General features: G+C 56.9%; 14 protein-coding genes. 1 reads left to right on the top strand and 13 read right to left on the bottom strand.

Features of this window, described 5'->3' with window-relative positions; translation table 11 throughout:
- Nucleotides 1-17: 17 nt before the first annotated feature.
- The 10 genes from ACOY6C_RS06530 to ACOY6C_RS06485 form a co-directional block, all read right to left on the bottom strand.
- Complete coding sequence (locus ACOY6C_RS06530; protein ID WP_420904681.1) at nucleotides 18-2,222, bottom strand: PAS domain S-box protein; 2,205 nt, start codon at nucleotides 2,220-2,222, stop codon at nucleotides 18-20.
- Nucleotides 2,215-3,129 (bottom strand): response regulator, encoded by a 915-nt coding sequence (locus tag ACOY6C_RS06525; protein ID WP_420904680.1) that lies wholly within the window; start codon nucleotides 3,127-3,129, stop codon nucleotides 2,215-2,217. The genes ACOY6C_RS06530 and ACOY6C_RS06525 overlap by 8 nt, the downstream gene beginning before the upstream one ends.
- A gap of 9 nt (nucleotides 3,130-3,138) precedes the next feature.
- A complete protein-coding gene (locus tag ACOY6C_RS06520; protein WP_420904679.1) occupies nucleotides 3,139-4,224 on the bottom strand; it encodes an HD-GYP domain-containing protein in 1,086 nt (361 codons plus the stop codon).
- A 505-nt stretch (nucleotides 4,225-4,729) separates the two neighbouring features.
- Nucleotides 4,730-5,035 carry an STAS domain-containing protein gene (locus ACOY6C_RS06515; protein ID WP_420904678.1) on the bottom strand — a complete coding sequence of 102 codons (306 nt, stop codon included), beginning with the start codon at nucleotides 5,033-5,035 and terminating at the stop codon, nucleotides 4,730-4,732.
- On the bottom strand, nucleotides 5,032-6,126 hold the full coding sequence (locus ACOY6C_RS06510) for a SpoIIE family protein phosphatase (RefSeq protein ID WP_420904677.1): 1,095 nt from the start codon (nucleotides 6,124-6,126) through the stop codon (nucleotides 5,032-5,034). The genes ACOY6C_RS06515 and ACOY6C_RS06510 overlap by 4 nt, the downstream gene beginning before the upstream one ends.
- Before the next feature lie 198 nt (nucleotides 6,127-6,324).
- Nucleotides 6,325-9,498: an ABC transporter substrate-binding protein gene (locus tag ACOY6C_RS06505; RefSeq protein ID WP_420904676.1), complete on the bottom strand. Its 3,174-nt coding sequence runs from the start codon at nucleotides 9,496-9,498 to the stop codon at nucleotides 6,325-6,327.
- Nucleotides 9,499-9,734: 236 nt separating this feature from the next.
- A complete protein-coding gene (locus ACOY6C_RS06500; protein ID WP_420906093.1) occupies nucleotides 9,735-10,355 on the bottom strand; it encodes a class I SAM-dependent methyltransferase in 621 nt (206 codons plus the stop codon).
- A 726-nt stretch (nucleotides 10,356-11,081) separates the two neighbouring features.
- Nucleotides 11,082-11,648: a transcription/translation regulatory transformer protein RfaH gene (gene rfaH, locus ACOY6C_RS06495; protein ID WP_420904675.1), complete on the bottom strand. Its 567-nt coding sequence runs from the start codon at nucleotides 11,646-11,648 to the stop codon at nucleotides 11,082-11,084.
- Between the two features lie 606 nt (nucleotides 11,649-12,254).
- Nucleotides 12,255-12,869, bottom strand: coding sequence for a 3'-5' exonuclease (locus ACOY6C_RS06490; RefSeq protein ID WP_420904674.1), 615 nt, complete (start codon nucleotides 12,867-12,869; stop codon nucleotides 12,255-12,257).
- Nucleotides 12,870-13,026: 157 nt separating this feature from the next.
- Nucleotides 13,027-13,239, bottom strand: coding sequence for a cold-shock protein (locus ACOY6C_RS06485; protein ID WP_420904673.1), 213 nt, complete (start codon nucleotides 13,237-13,239; stop codon nucleotides 13,027-13,029).
- A gap of 389 nt (nucleotides 13,240-13,628) precedes the next feature.
- Here ACOY6C_RS06485 and ACOY6C_RS06480 point away from each other — a divergent pair, with 389 nt between their 5' ends.
- Nucleotides 13,629-13,802 carry an N-6 DNA methylase gene (locus tag ACOY6C_RS06480; RefSeq protein WP_420904672.1) on the top strand — a complete coding sequence of 58 codons (174 nt, stop codon included), beginning with the start codon at nucleotides 13,629-13,631 and terminating at the stop codon, nucleotides 13,800-13,802.
- A 39-nt stretch (nucleotides 13,803-13,841) separates the two neighbouring features.
- Here ACOY6C_RS06480 and ACOY6C_RS06475 read toward each other — a convergent pair whose 3' ends face one another.
- From ACOY6C_RS06475 to ACOY6C_RS06465, 3 genes are all read right to left on the bottom strand, one after another.
- Nucleotides 13,842-14,066, bottom strand: coding sequence for a hypothetical protein (locus ACOY6C_RS06475; RefSeq protein WP_420904671.1), 225 nt, complete (start codon nucleotides 14,064-14,066; stop codon nucleotides 13,842-13,844).
- 68 nt (nucleotides 14,067-14,134) lie between these two features.
- Entirely contained in the window at nucleotides 14,135-14,875 is a 741-nt protein-coding gene (locus ACOY6C_RS06470; protein ID WP_420904670.1) for a GNAT family N-acetyltransferase, read from the bottom strand.
- Between the two features lie 5 nt (nucleotides 14,876-14,880).
- Nucleotides 14,881-16,539, bottom strand: coding sequence for a B12-binding domain-containing radical SAM protein (locus ACOY6C_RS06465; protein ID WP_420904669.1), 1,659 nt, complete (start codon nucleotides 16,537-16,539; stop codon nucleotides 14,881-14,883).
- Between the last annotated feature and the right edge of the window lie 28 nt (nucleotides 16,540-16,567).

The raw sequence follows: 16,567 nt of genomic DNA, 5'->3' as shown, positions 1-16,567 counted from the left end.
GACCAGGCGGGACTCGATCATCGCTCCTCTCCAAGCGTCACCGCCCGCTCCGACGACGCCAGGGAATACGGGGGCTCCCGTCCCAACTCCCGACTCAAGGCATTGATCTCCTGCTTGAGTTCCAACATCACCAGCTCCCGCCCCACCATCGCTTCGTTGAACCGTTCCAACTCCTCATTGCGTTGGATGGTCTCCACGGTCAAACGCAACAACTCCTCTTCGATGTTCTTGCGTGCGGTGATGTCGATCGACACCGCCATAATCCGCTCCATGCCATCGATCAGAATGGCGTTGAGCAACACCTCTTCCCAGAACTCCACCCCATGACGGTCGCGATTCTTCCATTCGAACCGCTGCTTGTCTTCGAACGATGTACTGCGGATCCATTTCAAGGCATCTTCCCGGGAATAGGGCGGCTCGATCCTGAATGCGTTCTCTTGAAGATCGGCCAGGGTTTCAAAACCATACGAGGCCAAGGCGCGACGATTGGCATCCAGGATCGTTCCGGTCTCCTTGTCGAACAGGATGATCGATACCGCCGCGGTCTGAAACAGGGTACGAAACAGCACCTCGCTCTGACGCAGACTCTCCTCGGCCTGCTTGCGCTCGGTGATGTCCCGCGAAATGCCGAACGATCCGATGATCTGGCCATGCAAATCCAGCAGCGGCCCCTTGAATGCGGAAAAGAACCGGATCCCCTGATGCGTGGCCAGGCGCTCTTCCTGGATGATCGAGCGTTTTTCGGCGATCACCCTGCGATCGGCGGAACGGATCATCTCGGCCTGCTCAGCCGGAAACAACGTCCCGTCGTCCAACCCCAACACCCTGTGCGCGGCCATGCCGACAAATCCGCCCGCGGCCTTGTTAAACAGAATGTAACGTCCGTCCAGATCCTTGGCGAAAATGGCATCTTCCGAACTGTCCACAATGGCATCGAGCAGTTGCAAGGCCCGCAAACGCTCCTCCTGGGCGCGATGCAGCTCGGCGACCACCGCGAGTTGTTCCCCACGACGCAACAGGACCATCGCCATCACGGCGGCGGAGACCGCCAACACCCCGGCCAACAGGATCCATGCCGAGGTTGCGGTCATCTGCCGATACAACTCGGCCTGATCGATTTTGGCAACCAGATGCCAATCGGTCTTGGGAATGGCGTGGGCCACCCCGTAAACCGGAACATCACGATAATCACGCCCCTTCATGATCTGACCATGCGCCACATCTCCGTTCAGGAGTTGTACCGCCAGCAGGTTGCCGCGTTCCAAGGGAAGCTGGAGCTTGAGCGCGGCATCGGCATGATAACGCAGCGCATTGAGAAACTGCACCGTCCCGTTCCGGGCCCGGAACAACAAGGTTTCGCCACTGATATCGGGCATGGGCCAGAACTGTAGCATGGGATACAGCCACACGGTCGGATCCACCTGAAAACCGATCCAGGCCCTGGGCGATACGTCACCCAACGGCGCGACGATGAAAAGACTCGGTTTTCCGAAACGATCCAGGCGAAGATCGACCCGGATCCGATCGGCATCGTGCATCGTGACGAATTCGTTCCAGAGCGGCTCGGAAAAGGACTCCCATTCTCCGGAATCGTTGAGCGAATGGCCGCCGGCGTCCAACAAAACCACGCTCTGATAGCCATGGCTGCGACGCAGCAGATCCAAACTGGCGACGATTCGCTCTCTGGCCGTCGGCTCCTGATCGGCGCACCAGGCTTTTTGCAGTTCGACAAATTCGGCGTTCTTCTGCACAAGCGCAACATCGTCCAGCCTTTCGTTCAACCAGTCGCCGATCTGTCTGGCCTTGAGATCGACGATGATGCGCAGTCTGGAAAAGGTCATCTCGTGATGGTTCTGGAGCGTGTAGACCGTACTGGCCCCCACGACCAACAAAATGCCTCCCACGACGAACGACAGGATCAGTTTGAAGCGACCTCGGGTCACGGTCTTCTCGGAACCGGCCAAGGGCAGGCGACGCAACATGCCATACAGCAGCAGCGCCGTGACCACCACGAACAACCATCCCTTGACCGTACTGGCCAGCAGAATGTGCTCCGGGTTCTGAAACAACCAGATCACCACGCGATCCGAAAGCAGGATCCACAAGGCCGCGAACAGAAAATAAACCATGACAACAGTCATAATGCTGCCCTGAACATCCAGGCCGAACGAGGCGACATCCCCCTCCCCGTCGTTGGACATGCGCACCTTCCGTTCACCCATCCGCCCGCTCCGACCGTGCGACGATCACGGCTGTGACGATATTGCCATTCCCTTGATAATCGAGGCCATCAAAGCTGAACTTGCCAGCCATGGCAATCCCCCGACCATGCAGATCGAAAGCCCGTTCCGGAGCAAAATCGAGATATTGCCGCCAGTCGAAGCCACACCCCTGATCCCGGATGGTAAACTGCAACGAGATCGGGCCGCGTTCGAACCGTACCTCCACCATGCGGTCCCGGAGTTCGGGCAACCGCAGACGTCTCTTGATCTCCTTTTCCCATTCGCCGGACAAAAGCAGGTTCCCCTTTTCCTGGTAAGAGATTTCCAGATTCCCATGCTCGACGGCATTGACGAACAACTCCTGCAACCCCATGATCACCCGTTCCGGTTCCGGACAGGCATGGGCCAGATGGTTGGCCAGCAGGCGCCCCTCTTCCAGATCGCGGAAAGCGAACACGCCCGATTGCATCAGACTGAGGGGACGCTCCGCGCATCGCACCCGCTCGACCAGATTCCGCATCTCCAGACACTGTTGCAAGGCGGTCTTGACAACGGCCAGCAGAACCTGTGCCTGCCATGGTTTGGTCAGATAATAGTACGCCCCCTGCTGCAACCCTTCGCGCACACTCTCGTGATCGCTCTGCACCGTCTCAAGGATCACCGGGATATGTGCCAGACGGGTATCCTGTTTGATGCGTCGCAACAATTCCATCCCATTCAGTTTCGGCATGATGCGATCCAGAAGAACGACATCGTATCCCGACGGATTGGCATCCAGATGTTCCCAGGCCGTCTCCCCGTCCGAACAGATCGTGACCCGAGCCCCCTGCGCTTCGAGCAGTTCGCGAATGATGGTGGACGTCAACGCCTCGTCCTCCACCAGCAGGATGTGTCCAGTTTGCAGCATGGCATGACCTCACGGGAAACGGGTGAAAATTTCACAGAACTTGTCAAAATCACTCAAGAAAACATCCACCAGATCCGGTTCGAAATGCCTGCCCCTCCCCTCGGCGATGATGATCCGCGCCTGTTCCAAAGAGAGCGCCCGCTTGTAGACGCGCGGCGAGATCAAGGCATCGAACACATCCGCCACGGCCATCAATCGGGCCGGCAACGGGATCTCCCGACCCGCCAGACCATCCGGGTATCCCGATCCGTCCCAGCGTTCGTGATGCCAGCAGGCGATGATTCTGGCCATTTCAAGGATGGGGACCGGCTGTCCGGCATCCTGTTGTGCCAGAGCGATGGCTTCCGCGCCCTTTCGGGCATGGGCGCGCATGATGATCCATTCGGACTCCGAGAGAGGACCAGGTTTCCGCAAAATGTCATCCGGAACCCCGACCTTGCCAATGTCGTGCAAGGGAGCGCTGCGGACCAGCATGGCAATGGTCGCATCGGTCAGATCGTCGTCCGGTCGCTGGCGCGCCTGGAGGCTCAAGGCCAGTTGCCGAACATAGCTTTGGGTGCGAACGATATGATGCCCGGTCTCCTGATCGCGAATTTCGGCCAGGTGGGCCAGCGCATGGATCGTAACGCTCTGCATGCGCTCGTTCTCGGCCATGCGTCGGTTGACTTCGTTCTCCAGCCAGGTATTCTGATTGGCCAACCGATCCCGTGCATGCTTGAGTTCCAGTTGCAGGCGAACCCGCGCCAGAAGGAGCGCCGGCACGATCGGTTTGGTGATGTAATCCACGGCGCCGATGGTCAGACCACGCAATTCGGCAGCCGATCCATCCATGGCGGTGATGAAAATGACGGGGATATTCTGAGTTTTCGGATTGAGGCGCAGTTGTTCGAACACTTGATACCCATCCATGTCGGGCATCATGACATCCAGCAGAATGAGATCGGGTGGCGTATCACCCGATGCGATCCGCAGCGCCCTTCCCCCCGAGGTCGCGGCGCGCACCTCGTAATACGGTTGCAACAGATCGCTGATGATGGAAAGATTTTCCGAAAGGTCATCGACAATCAGCAGTGTTGACCCATCCACGGTTCGCATGTCGAATCGCACCTCATCTCTTGACCGTGGCACGCCCTTCAGGAGGACCACGCGGGGGTGAGGGGGGAATCCCCCCGTCATGCACGTTCACGATGACCTGTATTCGTTTCAAGATTACATCATCCCCTTTGACATGCCAAGCAGGAATTCTTGTCGTATTCATGCCTCTGCACAACGACACCATTCACATGCAAGCCGGACTCAAAGAAACCGGCACACAACCGAAACCCCGCGGAATGACCCACCCCCTCCCGCCCCCATCCCCATAACGCCGTCAAACCACGGTGTAACCGTCCAGATCAGTAAAGCGCTTCAAACGGACTGAATGACTTCAACTTCCAGGGATGGAAGCCGTGAGGATGCCGGTTTGTCTCGAAGGCGAGCCTCGACAGCCTCGATCAGAAATGCCAGGACATTGCGTTTTTGTAGGCGACAGGTGGCCGATATCGTCATGATCCGCTCGGCAAAACGGTTGCCAGCTTGGCTGTCCGAGCCGAAGTTTCCCTTACACCCCGTTCTGGTCGATCTCAAAGAGTGTGTCGATCGATGAATAGACGAACACCCCGGCAATCCGGTTGTTGCACCGCAACAACCGGATACGACTGTCATTGCCCTTGCAAAACTCGTACATCAACAACAGCATACCCAGGGCGGAACTGTCGATGATCTTGACCAGATTGAAGTCGATGTCGTACTGCACGCCAGGTTCCCGATGCTGATAGATATCACGGAACTCCCGATACATTCGGTACGAAAACTCCTCCGGCAGTGTCACCACGACTCTGCCGCTCAACTCTTCGATCTCGATCATAGAACCTCCACCATGGTGATGTCGTCGAGCCGCTCTTTTCCACCACTGAAAGCCTCGAGAACTGGCAATATGGTTTCCAACTCTCCCCCCACAAAAATTTCACGCTCCAGAAACGCTTCCATGCGTTCCATTCCAAAACACTCCCAGGTCTCCGAACGCGTCTCCAGGCTTCCATCCGAAAACAGATAGATCCGATCGCCTTCCCGCCACTCCCCCATGCAACGCTGCGCGGGAACGCTCAACTCCGCACAAATTCCCAGCAAAGGCAGACTGGCGGGGAATCGATCCATCGCCTTGCCTGCCCGGATCCGCACCACCGGCGGAAACGCGGCGTTCCAGACATGCAGCACGCCGCGCGTTCGATCCAATTCGAGAAACGCGGCGGACAGAAACATATTGATCGGCATGCGGGTGTAGATCAAATTGTTAAGTTGTGATATAATGGTCCAAAGATCGACATTCTGCTCGGTCAGACGATAAAACAAATCGGAAACCAAAGGCCCGCAAATCGCCGCCGCAAGTCCGTGTCCGGCAAAATCACCCACCATCAAACAGTGAACCCCATCCCCCCGACGGGCGGAAAGCACGATGTCACCCGTGGTTCTGCCAAGAGGGGTCATCAGCACCCTCAATCCTCGCGGATCGAAATGATGGTCCAAACGCATCTTGAGAATGACATTTTCCACATCCAATCGATCGATCGCCAACCGATTGGCCATGTCGGCGCGCTGCAACCAGACCTGGATGCGCGCATTCAACAGAATCGGATTCGGTGGCTTGTTCAGAAAATCATCCCCGCCACACTCCAGACAACAGGCCAACTCCTGATCGGTCTGCACCGAGGTCAGAAAAATCACGGGAATCAAAAATCCCGACGCGCTGCGCTTCTTGATGCGACGGGTCGCTTCATACCCATCCATCACCGGCATCAGAATATCCATCAGAATCAAATCGCAGGATCGCTCTTCCAGCCGCTCCAGAGCCTCCACGCCGTTGGATGCCGAAACCACGCGATACCCACCCTGAAGCAACATCTCCTCCAGGAAAATCCGGGTTACCGGATCATCATCGACAATCAGAATCGTGTTCATCGCATCACCAGACATTCATCGACCGACAAAAGCACCCTGGACCGGGCTGCATCCGCATCATCGACAAACCGCTCCCGAATGCACACAATCTCCGAAAAAACCCGCTGAAACACCGCGACCACGACAGGATCGCCCCCCCTCCTCACAAGCGGACGCTCATCCGGAAGAGATCGCCCGACATCCCCGGTCCCGCCGTCTTCAACCCCCACACACAGCATTCAGAGCCTCCCCTGCCTGATCATACAAACGCGCGCATGCCGCCACACAACGTCCGACCCGCTCCAGATCCGAATGGTTCGCCTCCATCTCCCGCCCCATCGCCGCCAACCCCACGACCCCCATGGTCAGGCTCGACGATTTCAGGGAATGGGCCGCCACCCGCACCGCCTCGCCATCCCCCTTCGCGACCGCCTCCGAAAGAGTCCCCAAGAGTGCCCGCGTTTGTTCCATATAATGCGCGACCATGCGTCTGGGCAGAGTCGAATCCCCTTTGCGGGCCAAGGTCATGATCCGCTCCAGCGCCACGTCGTCCAGTACCCCGCCCGTATCTCCCGACTGAAGCGCCTGCGTCGGTTCCGGATCTCCGACAGGCTCACCCCTGACGACGGGCGGCAGCCAATGCCTGACCATGGCGCCCAATTCACCCAAACTGAACGGCTTGCGCAGATGGTCGTTCATCCCCGATGCAAGACACTTCTGGCGACTCTCCTGCAACACATGCGCCGTCAACGCCACGATCGGCATGGGGGGACGCGCGTGCGCCAACTCCCATTGACGCACGCGACGGGTCGTTTCGAAGCCATCCATGATCGGCATTTCACAATCCATGAGAATCAGATCAAACTGCTCCGGAGCGGATTTCAAACGCTCCAGGGCACTGAGTCCGTTGTCCTCCACCGTGACCTCACACCCGAACAGTCGCAGCGCGGCCAGCGCCACCTCCTGATTGACAACATTGTCCTCAACCAGCAGGATACGCCCTTCCAAACCACCCAGGAACACGCCCGACTCCCGCGAATCCGGCTCGTCCAGCCGATTCCAGTCCACGGATCGAGGGATGATCCCAGGATGCATCTTGCCGAAACGCGCCGTGAACCCGAACGTCGATCCAACTCCCGGAGCGCTCTCCACCCACAAGCGACCATTCATCAACAAAACCAGTTGCCGGGAAATCGCCAAACCGAGTCCGCTTCCGCCAAAACGTCGCGCCACCGACGAATCCTCCTGCGAGAACGACTGAAAAATCCGCTCCAGGTACTCCGGAGAAATCCCGATACCCGAATCGGCGATCAGAAACCGCAACACCAGATCCACCTCCCTCTCCTCCTCCACCTCCACCGACAGCGTGATCGAACCGGTTTCGGTGAACTTCACGGCATTGCCCAGCAGGTTGAACAAGATCTGATCGAGTCGATACGGATCGCCAAGCAATCCCTCGGGAAGGGATGCACGCACCTGAAACCGAAAATGCAAACCCTTTGCGCTGGCCTGCTGCTCAAAAAGTTCCCGAATGTGCTTCAGTACGTCGTTGAGGCTGAAATAGATGATCTCCAGATGGAACTGTCCGGACCGGATCTTGGCGAAATCCAGGATGTCGTTGATGATCCGCAGCAACAACCGTCCCGATCGATGAATGGTATTGACATAATGGCGTTGCTGTTCGGTCAATGAGGTTTCTAAAATCAGGTCGGCCATGCCCAGCACACCATTCATGGGGGTGCGAATTTCATGACTCATATTGAACAGAAAACTCTCCTTGGCGCGTGCGGCGGCCTCGGCATCGTCCCGCGCCCGTTCAAGCGCCAGAGTCCGAAGCCGAACCTGCTCCTCAAGGGTGTCCTTATAGCCACGCAACGCCTCTTCGTTGCGCTTCCTCTCGGAAATATCCTGCAAAATCACCATCCACAACTCGCCATGCACCGGATGGGTCAGCGAGGTGATCGACACATATCCCCAAAACGGCGTCCCATCCTTGCGGATGTTGCGGGTCTCCCCAACCCACTCCCCCTTGTGCAGCAAACAGGTGGCGATCCGCCGAACCTCGGAAACCGAATCATCATGCACCGGTTCATAAATCACCTCGATATTCCGCTCCAGGATCTCCCCGCGCGCATACCCGAACAACCGCTCAAATCCCCGATTCACGTAAACGATGGCGGCATCGCTGGCCCGCACCAGGCACACCCCTTCGGTCATGTTCTCAAGCATGAGCGCCTGAAGCCGCTGATCGTCCCGACACACAAGCGGCACATCGACCTGGTGCATGACATATTTTTCCGGAATGACCGGATCGACCGGACCGAACTCGCGAATCAGTTCGAATCGTCCCGCCGCATCGCACCGGGTCAAAAAGGTCTGCACCCGTGCGTGATGGGTTTCAGGATCCATGCGGACCGTCCCTTGAGGTGAAGAGATCGACACGTTCTCAAGGGCTTCCACCAGCGATTCGACACCCAGTTCGCCAACCTGATTGACCGCCTGGGCGAAAGCCTTCACGCACAGATAAACCCCCTCGCCGAAATGGGTCACGATACCATTGCCATCCGGCCAGATCCCGCGCACCCTTGGCATTCTGGAAAGTCTGTTCAAAAAATCAATATTATCTTTAGTTTTTAAAGACATGAAATAAGTATTGCTTGCATAAAATCCCTGCCGCACCTCCGGGGGCAGATGACTGGCCATCCTTTCGTCGAAATGTCCCATCACCACGGCGATTCGATTCTTGAGTCCGAGCGTGGAAAAACGGGTCAGAAGACGCATCTGATCGCTGCCGACAAAATAAGGCACAAACACATCCGCACCGGATTCCATCAGTTGGTGCAGCAATCGGTCGATCTGCTCATGGGTGAGCGAGATCGGCAAATACTCCTCTCCAGACACCGTGCCACCGATGCGCAGCAACACCTCCTTGGCCGCTGCGATGGAACCGCGCGGCCATTCATAACCGTTGCCGGCAAAGAACATCCGCAGTCCGTACCGCTCCTTCATCCAGGGGATCATCCGATCGATCTGCTGGTTGGGCAACGCCGCGAAATGGAAAAAATAGCGGCTGAAGATGCTCCCCTCGTAGAAGGAGAAGTTCAGCAGAGGAACCCGCCGCGACTCGGCGACCCGATAGGTCACGGCGATGCGCGCATTGGAGAGCAGATTGCCGACGAGCGCCACGCAACCGTGTTGATCGATCAACCGTTCCCCAGCCCGAACGGCCATCTCCGGATGGCAGCCATCGTCCTCGATGATCAGGTGCAAGGGTCTGCCCAGAACGCCGCCCTGTTCATTCACCTCCATGACCGCGATCCGGGCGGCAAGGACGAGCTCATCCCCGTAAATGGCCGCCACGCCGCTCAGGGGGGACAACAAGCCCAGTTTCACCGGTCTCTTCCGAGCGAACAGACCCTTCCTGGCGGGACGACCGTTCGTGGGAGAAAACTGCCGAAGTCGTTTCTTCATCCAACCCCTCCGCCGGCGCAGACCGCGTATCAGCGATGATGCGCCGTTTTCACTGACCGCCATCCCAGATGGCGCCCTTGGCCGCGCATGCGAAAACAGTTCTGATCATGCCCGTGGTGACGGGTTTTCAACCACGATGCAGGGCGGTATCACCAGCTTCAGTTCGAGCCCCGTGAAGCGGTGATGACCACGAATTCAAAATACTCCTGCATCTGGCGATAGCTTCTGCCCACCCGTTCGCAATCGGTCATCACCAAACCACAAGCCGTCAACACCTCCTGATAATGATCAGGGCTGATGAACCGGAAGGGATGGTCGTTGCCGAAATAGGGAGAAGTCGTCCTGAGGATCCCTCCTAAAGTGTATTCATCGATTTTCCGGGCAGGCGCATGGTTCCGGAAGGCATCCGAAGCCATGGACGGGCTGTAGGAAAAAAACAGTCCTCCCGGCTTAAGCACCCTCACCACTTCCGCAAGGCACTGCCTGAAATCGGTCTCCGGCAGGCAATAGGAGGAAAACACATCCAGCACGACATCCATGCTCTCATCCGGGTAGGGCAACTCGGTCATGCTGCCGACTTTGAGTTCTCCGCTGACCCCCCAATGGGCCATCATCCGGTGACCAAGCTCGATGGCCTCGGACGACAGATCAATGCCGTGTGCCTCGAACCCCTCTCGAGCCACCATCCACAAATTGGAGCAACTGCCACAGCCGATCTCCAGCACACGAATCCGTGCACGCTCGTTGGGGGTTGTGCAGGAAAAAAAACGCCTCCCCAAAAAACGCAGCAACTCTTCGTTTGGATACAGCCTCTGCGCCTAAAAACCGTGCTCCCCAAATGATTGACTGTACCACAATTCCGTTTGTCGTCGCAATTCGCGCCCGTTTGCTGCCATTGTCCGGTTCTCCTCCAATTAAAGACGTCTTCTGTTTGCGGTGTACGCCTGCATACGCACAGTCTTCGGGATGGAAACCTCCCATGCGTTGACCACTTTGCATGACCGGAATGATTCTACTGATACACCGTTCCCAATGTAAAAGCGAAATCTTTTGTAACCTGCAAGTCTTTAGAAGAGTCGATCGGTCATCTGTTCAATCATCAAGCTGCGAAAACGATCATGATAGCATACACGAAACTCAAACATGGTCATCGATTCCGTCAACCGTGGCGCGATTGACACGTTTCTTACCAAGCCGAGGAAAGATGACGCGCTCTCGCAAGGAATCAAGGATGGGTTCCGTCTGTACAAGATCGGACGCGGAAACCGGGAGATGTCGCATCGACTCAGGAAACTGGAAGAAACGTAACATGGGCAGGGCTGAGGATTGAGGTATGATCCGCCGCCCGACGGTGGCGCATTGACCATTCTGGATTTGCAGGAGGATCCGGCAGATCGATATCCTGGTCACGGGAGCGGATGGCCTGGAAAGGACAAAGGGCTTGATTGATCCTGTCGAAAATCGCGCATTCTCACGACCATTTTCCGAACCTGGATCCGGTCATGTCAACACGCTCTGGCGCCATTTGACGCGAGCGTGCAGATCGGCACCTGTACCCGCGTGGCGTCTCCCAGGATCTGAATCAGCAGCAAGGCCCGTTCCTGACCGTTACGCGCCTGAAAAATCGCCTCGCATCCGGCCAATGGACCCTCCTGAATCCAGACATGTTGTCCGGGCGCAAATTCGGCGGGTTCGGGGGACGGCAGGATGCTGTTGGCATCCGCACGAGCGATCAGCGACTCCACCAATGCATCGTTGACCGGAGGGATATATCCGCCGAACCGCACCAGACCGGTCACACCCAGAGTGGAACGGATCGGAGCGATATTGGTTTGCTCAAGAACAAGCTGGATGAACAGATAACTGGTGAAGAACGGTTCGATCACTGGCTGCGATTTTCCCCGCCGTATGCGCTTGACCTGGATGCGTGGCAGAAAGCAATGATACTTCTGATTTTCTAAATTCTGGAGTGCCAGCAACTCCTGACGCGGTTTGGTATGTACCGCATACCATTTCCGGTTGAGAACCGGTTCTGGTGTTTCCTCGGACGGCAGTTCATCGGTAACGGGCAAATCGGATTCCATTGCTGACATTGTTTCTTTTCTTCATTTTCTGGATAGAAAAACACCGGACTCCGACTGTTCGCAAGATCTCATCATGGGGTTGCCCACGCCAATCAACGGTTCGACATCGTTGCGATCCTGAAGCACCGCCGCCGCTGCGATCTTTGGCTGCCAATCGATTGCATGGTACAGCAGACCATCTGGTTCGCAAAGGCTCGTCGCGTCTCTTGCTCCTTTCCTCCCGAACAGAAGGCTCTATCTTTTCCGACCAGAAGGAATCGGCCTTGGCGATCCGTTCACCAGCCCAAGATGGCGTGAAGCCGAAACGCGGAGCTTGGCATGGGCAGGTTCAAAGCCTGTTGCGCGGGCATGGAGGTCGCCAGACGTCGCCCCATGGATGGAACGGTCGAGAGCCGGAAGATTTTCGGATTTTCTCTGATCCATGGGCAAAACGATGCCGGTCAGAGTGAGGATGGCGATGTTCCGGATTTTCCCCTGATTCCTGGACGAAACCCTGACGCAACCGGTTGCACCGTATCGCATTTTCTTTCTGATGGGCAAGGCCTGTTGCGGGGGCTTGGCGGGGCGCGACGGGGGCACACGGGGCGCTTTTTTTCAAGCGGCTCGGATGAGTTTCCGGATGGTTGACTGGAGATCGGCAACCTTGACCCGTTGCAAAACGCGCAGCAAAGCATGGGAAAGATGTCCGATCTGAAATCGTTGTATCAGAGTCTCCTCCATGTGGCACAGCAAATGGGCGGTCATTTCGGTATCGGCCATGGCACGGTGTGCTTTCCCGGTGTCGGGAAGCCGTGCAAAGGCGGCCAGAGTCCCCAGTTTATGGTTCGGCGCGGTTGGATAAACCCTCCTGGCCACCAGCATGGTGCAGGCAAATTCCTGCTGACGGGTACGTCCGACTCGGGACAATTCGGCATCCCAGAATTTGCGATCAAAGGAGGCGTTGTGGGCAACCAAAGGAAGATCACCCACAAAATCGGCCACCTCCTGCATGACCTTGGCTGCGGGCGGTGCGCAACGCACCATCTCGTTGGTGATGCCCGTCAGATTGGTGATGAAGAAGGGAACCCGCACGCCGGCATTCATCAGGCTCTGATAATGCCGGACGATTTGGCCGTTCTCCAGGACAACAGCCGCGATCTCCGTGGCCCGCGCCCCCTCGCCAGGAGAGAGTCCGGTGGTCTCGAAGTCGATGATGGCCAGGGTTTCCATGGATCACGCCAACAAAAAAAACGAGCGATCAACCTCTGCATCTGGAATGTCCGCCGTCTGTCTCCAGACGGCGGAATTCACTCCCCGACCCACCATGGAACACCCGAAGAGAGTCCATGGCAAGGAGGGTGTAGGGGTTCTCCCCCCATCATGCAAGTTACAGGGGCGTCACGTTGGAGGCCTGATCCCCCTTTTGGCCTTTCGTGATGTCAAACTCCACCTTTTGCCCCTCGGCAAGCGACTTGAAACCACTCATCGCAATGGCTGAGTGGTGGACGAATGCGTCCCCTTTGCCATTATCGCGCTCAATGAAACCAAAGCCCTTGCTGTCATTGAACCATTTCACTTTTCCTGTCTCACGACCTGCCATGCTCTTCTGATCCTTTTGTTGAACGTTTATGGACGAAATCACGCAATTACTTTATTCTGCACATGTTTGCAACAGAAAACAACCAAGGCGCACGGTATGATAATAAAACATCAAACCAAACCTGAGTTTACCCGAACGATTGGTTTGAAGGGCACCTTCTTTGGTATCGTTGACGAGTCAAACATCTGAAAACAATGTAACACATTGAAATTGATTGTCAACAAGTAAATCTGGCTGCGCTGTGATGCGACGGGAAGAATGGAAATTCTGGGGTGTTGGGGGATACGAGGTTTTTGAGAAATGGCGGTTGGTTATGGAGGATTTTGGGTTAGGGATCCGATCTCTCCTGGCTGAACACACTGGTCTACAATTCTCCAGAATTCCGTTGCTTGCATTCTGCCGAGAACGTCCTGCGACGAGCCTTCTCCAAGACCTCTGGATCGACGCCGAAGCCGGAGACCGTATCTGTGATCTGTGATCCGGCCTGCGGATCGGGATCCCTGCTCATCGACGTGGACGAACAGATCGGAGGGGCGAACTTTCAACTTTTCGGTCAGAGGTGAATTGTCTAGGTTCAGCGGAAAAAGGACTCCCCCCCTGATTCACTCCTGGCTCTTTCCCTGGTTTTCCGGGTCAGGAAAGGTGCTTTGTAAAGTGGTATTGCTGCTCTTTCGTCGCATTGCTCTGGCCGCCCGAGCGGCTTCGAGTTTGCCGTCACGAGCATCCCAGATCTCCTGCTGCCGTCCTTCCAGCCGGTCGCTGGGCGCAATGCGCAAGATCACCACCTTCTCGGCATCACTAAATCGCTTACGATATTTTTGCTCCATGACTGTCTCCTCCGTTGATACACATTATAAACGGTGGATTAGTCCTTTTCCAGTTGGTCCGAGACAGTTCACGGTTTCAGCATGAAGAAACGGTAATGTCCCTGTACCGCGAAGGCCAGACGCCTGTAGAACCCCAGGAGCAGCTCGGCACTACGGTCGGCGAACAGGCCGCAGATGGGGATGTTGGTTTCCGCCAAGCCCGCAAGTACGTTGGTGATGCATGTGGAGGCATAGCCCCGGCCCCGCTCGGATGGAAGAGTCGCCACGCCACCAAGTTGGGCGTAACTGCGATCCGGCAGTATGAAGTGAACTCCAGCGGCGGCCAGTAACGCGCCGCCGCTCCCCAGAATGCCCCAGTAATGGCCGAACTTCAGCATCCGCGGCGTCCAGAAGCCGGTTCCGGCCTGCCTGTAGAGCTCCAGCAACTGGGCAGGGTCGGTCAGGGGGACTGCCTTGCCTCTGCGTTGGACTCCAAGGGTGGGGCGAACCATCCAGGTGTCGCGGGATACGAACCCGGCCTCGAGCCAAGCCGGAACGGGCACCGTTTCATGCAGGCAGACCGTACATTCCTCATCTTGGCGCCGCAGCCGATCGATCAATTGTCCCAGTGGTTCTGGTTCTCTGCCCGCGGCGACTATCACCGGAACATTGAACCCGTCGAAGCGGGCAGCGATCCCATCTTGGCTGGCAAGGAAAGTGGTGTGCGGCGCGAGAGGTGCGGTGGTGTCAGCCAAGATGAGCAGTCTCTGTTCAAGAGGCAGTCCCTGACAACGTCGACTTGCCTCGCATGCGTCCACGGTCTCGATCATCGCCATCACCCGCTGTCAGCAGGAGCCATGGTGGAAAGCTGAAGCACATTCTGCACACGAGCCAGAGGGCTCAAATCCACGGCCTCGGGATCCCCACTGTCCAACATTGCCCCCAGAATGCCGACCGCGTTCCACACCTGCTCGAGGAATCTACCTAGGATGACCGGGAATGACGCCTCCAATCGGCCAACCTCTGCTTCGCTGACCATGACAGCAAAATGGTTGCGGTAGACTTCCTGGGTCAATTCAACCGCCCGTTCCAGCTTGCCAGCAGGACGTCCGTCGCGGTGTGCGCCTGCACACAGCGCCTTGGCTTGGCGCAGCAAGCGATCAAGCTTTCTCAGCACCGGATCATACAGGAAGGTATGCCGCGATACAGCATCAACTACCGGGTCCAAGAAGGCATAGCCCGATGTGTCCGCGATATCGGCGTCAGATGGGAATAGTCCATCGGCGATCATTTGGGCACGGACTTCTGTGCCCGGATAGAGCTGCAGACGGGTCATGAAGAAATCCCAGGTGGCTGGCCCAAACCGAGACAGTGCCGATGCGTTGATGAGCAATTCGGCGGCTGTCATACGAGGATCGAACATGATAAAACCGCTCGCATCATAGGCCACCCCATGGCGGCGCAACAACTCGATGGCATCTTCGTTGGCCTTGGCAGAGTTGCGCTTGTTGTACAGCTCGAGCAATCGGTCGACGCCGCTCTCGATTCCCATCTCCACTGAGCGCAACCCAGCTTTGACTAGGCGCGGCATCACGTCTTCGTTCGCCAACAGCGCGTCGGCACGCGCCATGAAATAAAAGGGGAATCGGAGCTGTTTCTGCTCAAGCTTATCGAGAAAAGTGTCAACCCAAGCGCGCGCTTTAGGAGATGTGCCTAGAAAAATCACGTCCTGAAACTGGATCACAGGATGGATGTTGGAATGGTCCATATAGGACCGCACCAGCCGTTCAATCTCCTCGACTACCCGCTCGGGGCTTCTGCGACGCCAGACGGTACCACCGCCTAAGCGGAAATACGTATTGGCCGTACAGAACTTGCAACTAGACGTGCAGCCTCGCCCAGTCAGAACCGACAAAGCCACTGGCTTGCCTAGTACTAAGGCCATTTCCACCACATCTTTTTCGGCATCGGGCAAGACGTCCAGGTCTTCGATGGATGGACGGAAGCCTCCGTCACAGATGGTGCCGTCGGCCTGGCGGGTCACAGCCCCGGCAACAACCGGGCGGTGGCCGTCCTGGAATTGACCGACCATATCAAGCATAGTCAGCTCGCCTTCACCCTGGACAACAGCATCAACAACAGGGTGTTGCTCAAGGATGCGGTGAGCATGAAATGTCGCGTGCTCACCGCCCCATACGCAGTAAGGCGCTTCATGCAGCTTCTTCAGCCCTTCTGTAATGGCTAGGGCTGGACGGTAGTCGGCGAAGGAGTGGAGAGAGATGCCGACCAGCTTCGGCTGAAACGTGGCTATGGTTTCGATCAGTTGTTCGTTGTCGAACCCGAACAGCAGTCCGTCAACCACCCCGACCTTGTAGCCATCTCTCCGTAGCACCGCCGCCAAGTACCCAATCCCAAGGGGGTCTTGAGCGATCGTTCCTGGTGGAACATATTGGCGCGCCCAAGGGCGCACCAACACCACATCCATCTTGGTCATGAATGATATCCTATCGTAACCGTCAACT

Source organism: Candidatus Magnetaquiglobus chichijimensis (assembly GCF_045865675.1).
GTDB lineage: Bacteria > Pseudomonadota > Magnetococcia > Magnetococcales > Magnetaquicoccaceae > Magnetaquiglobus > Magnetaquiglobus chichijimensis.
The sequence above is the reverse complement of the archived record's forward strand: the minus strand, read 5'-3'. Positions and strand labels throughout refer to the sequence as shown.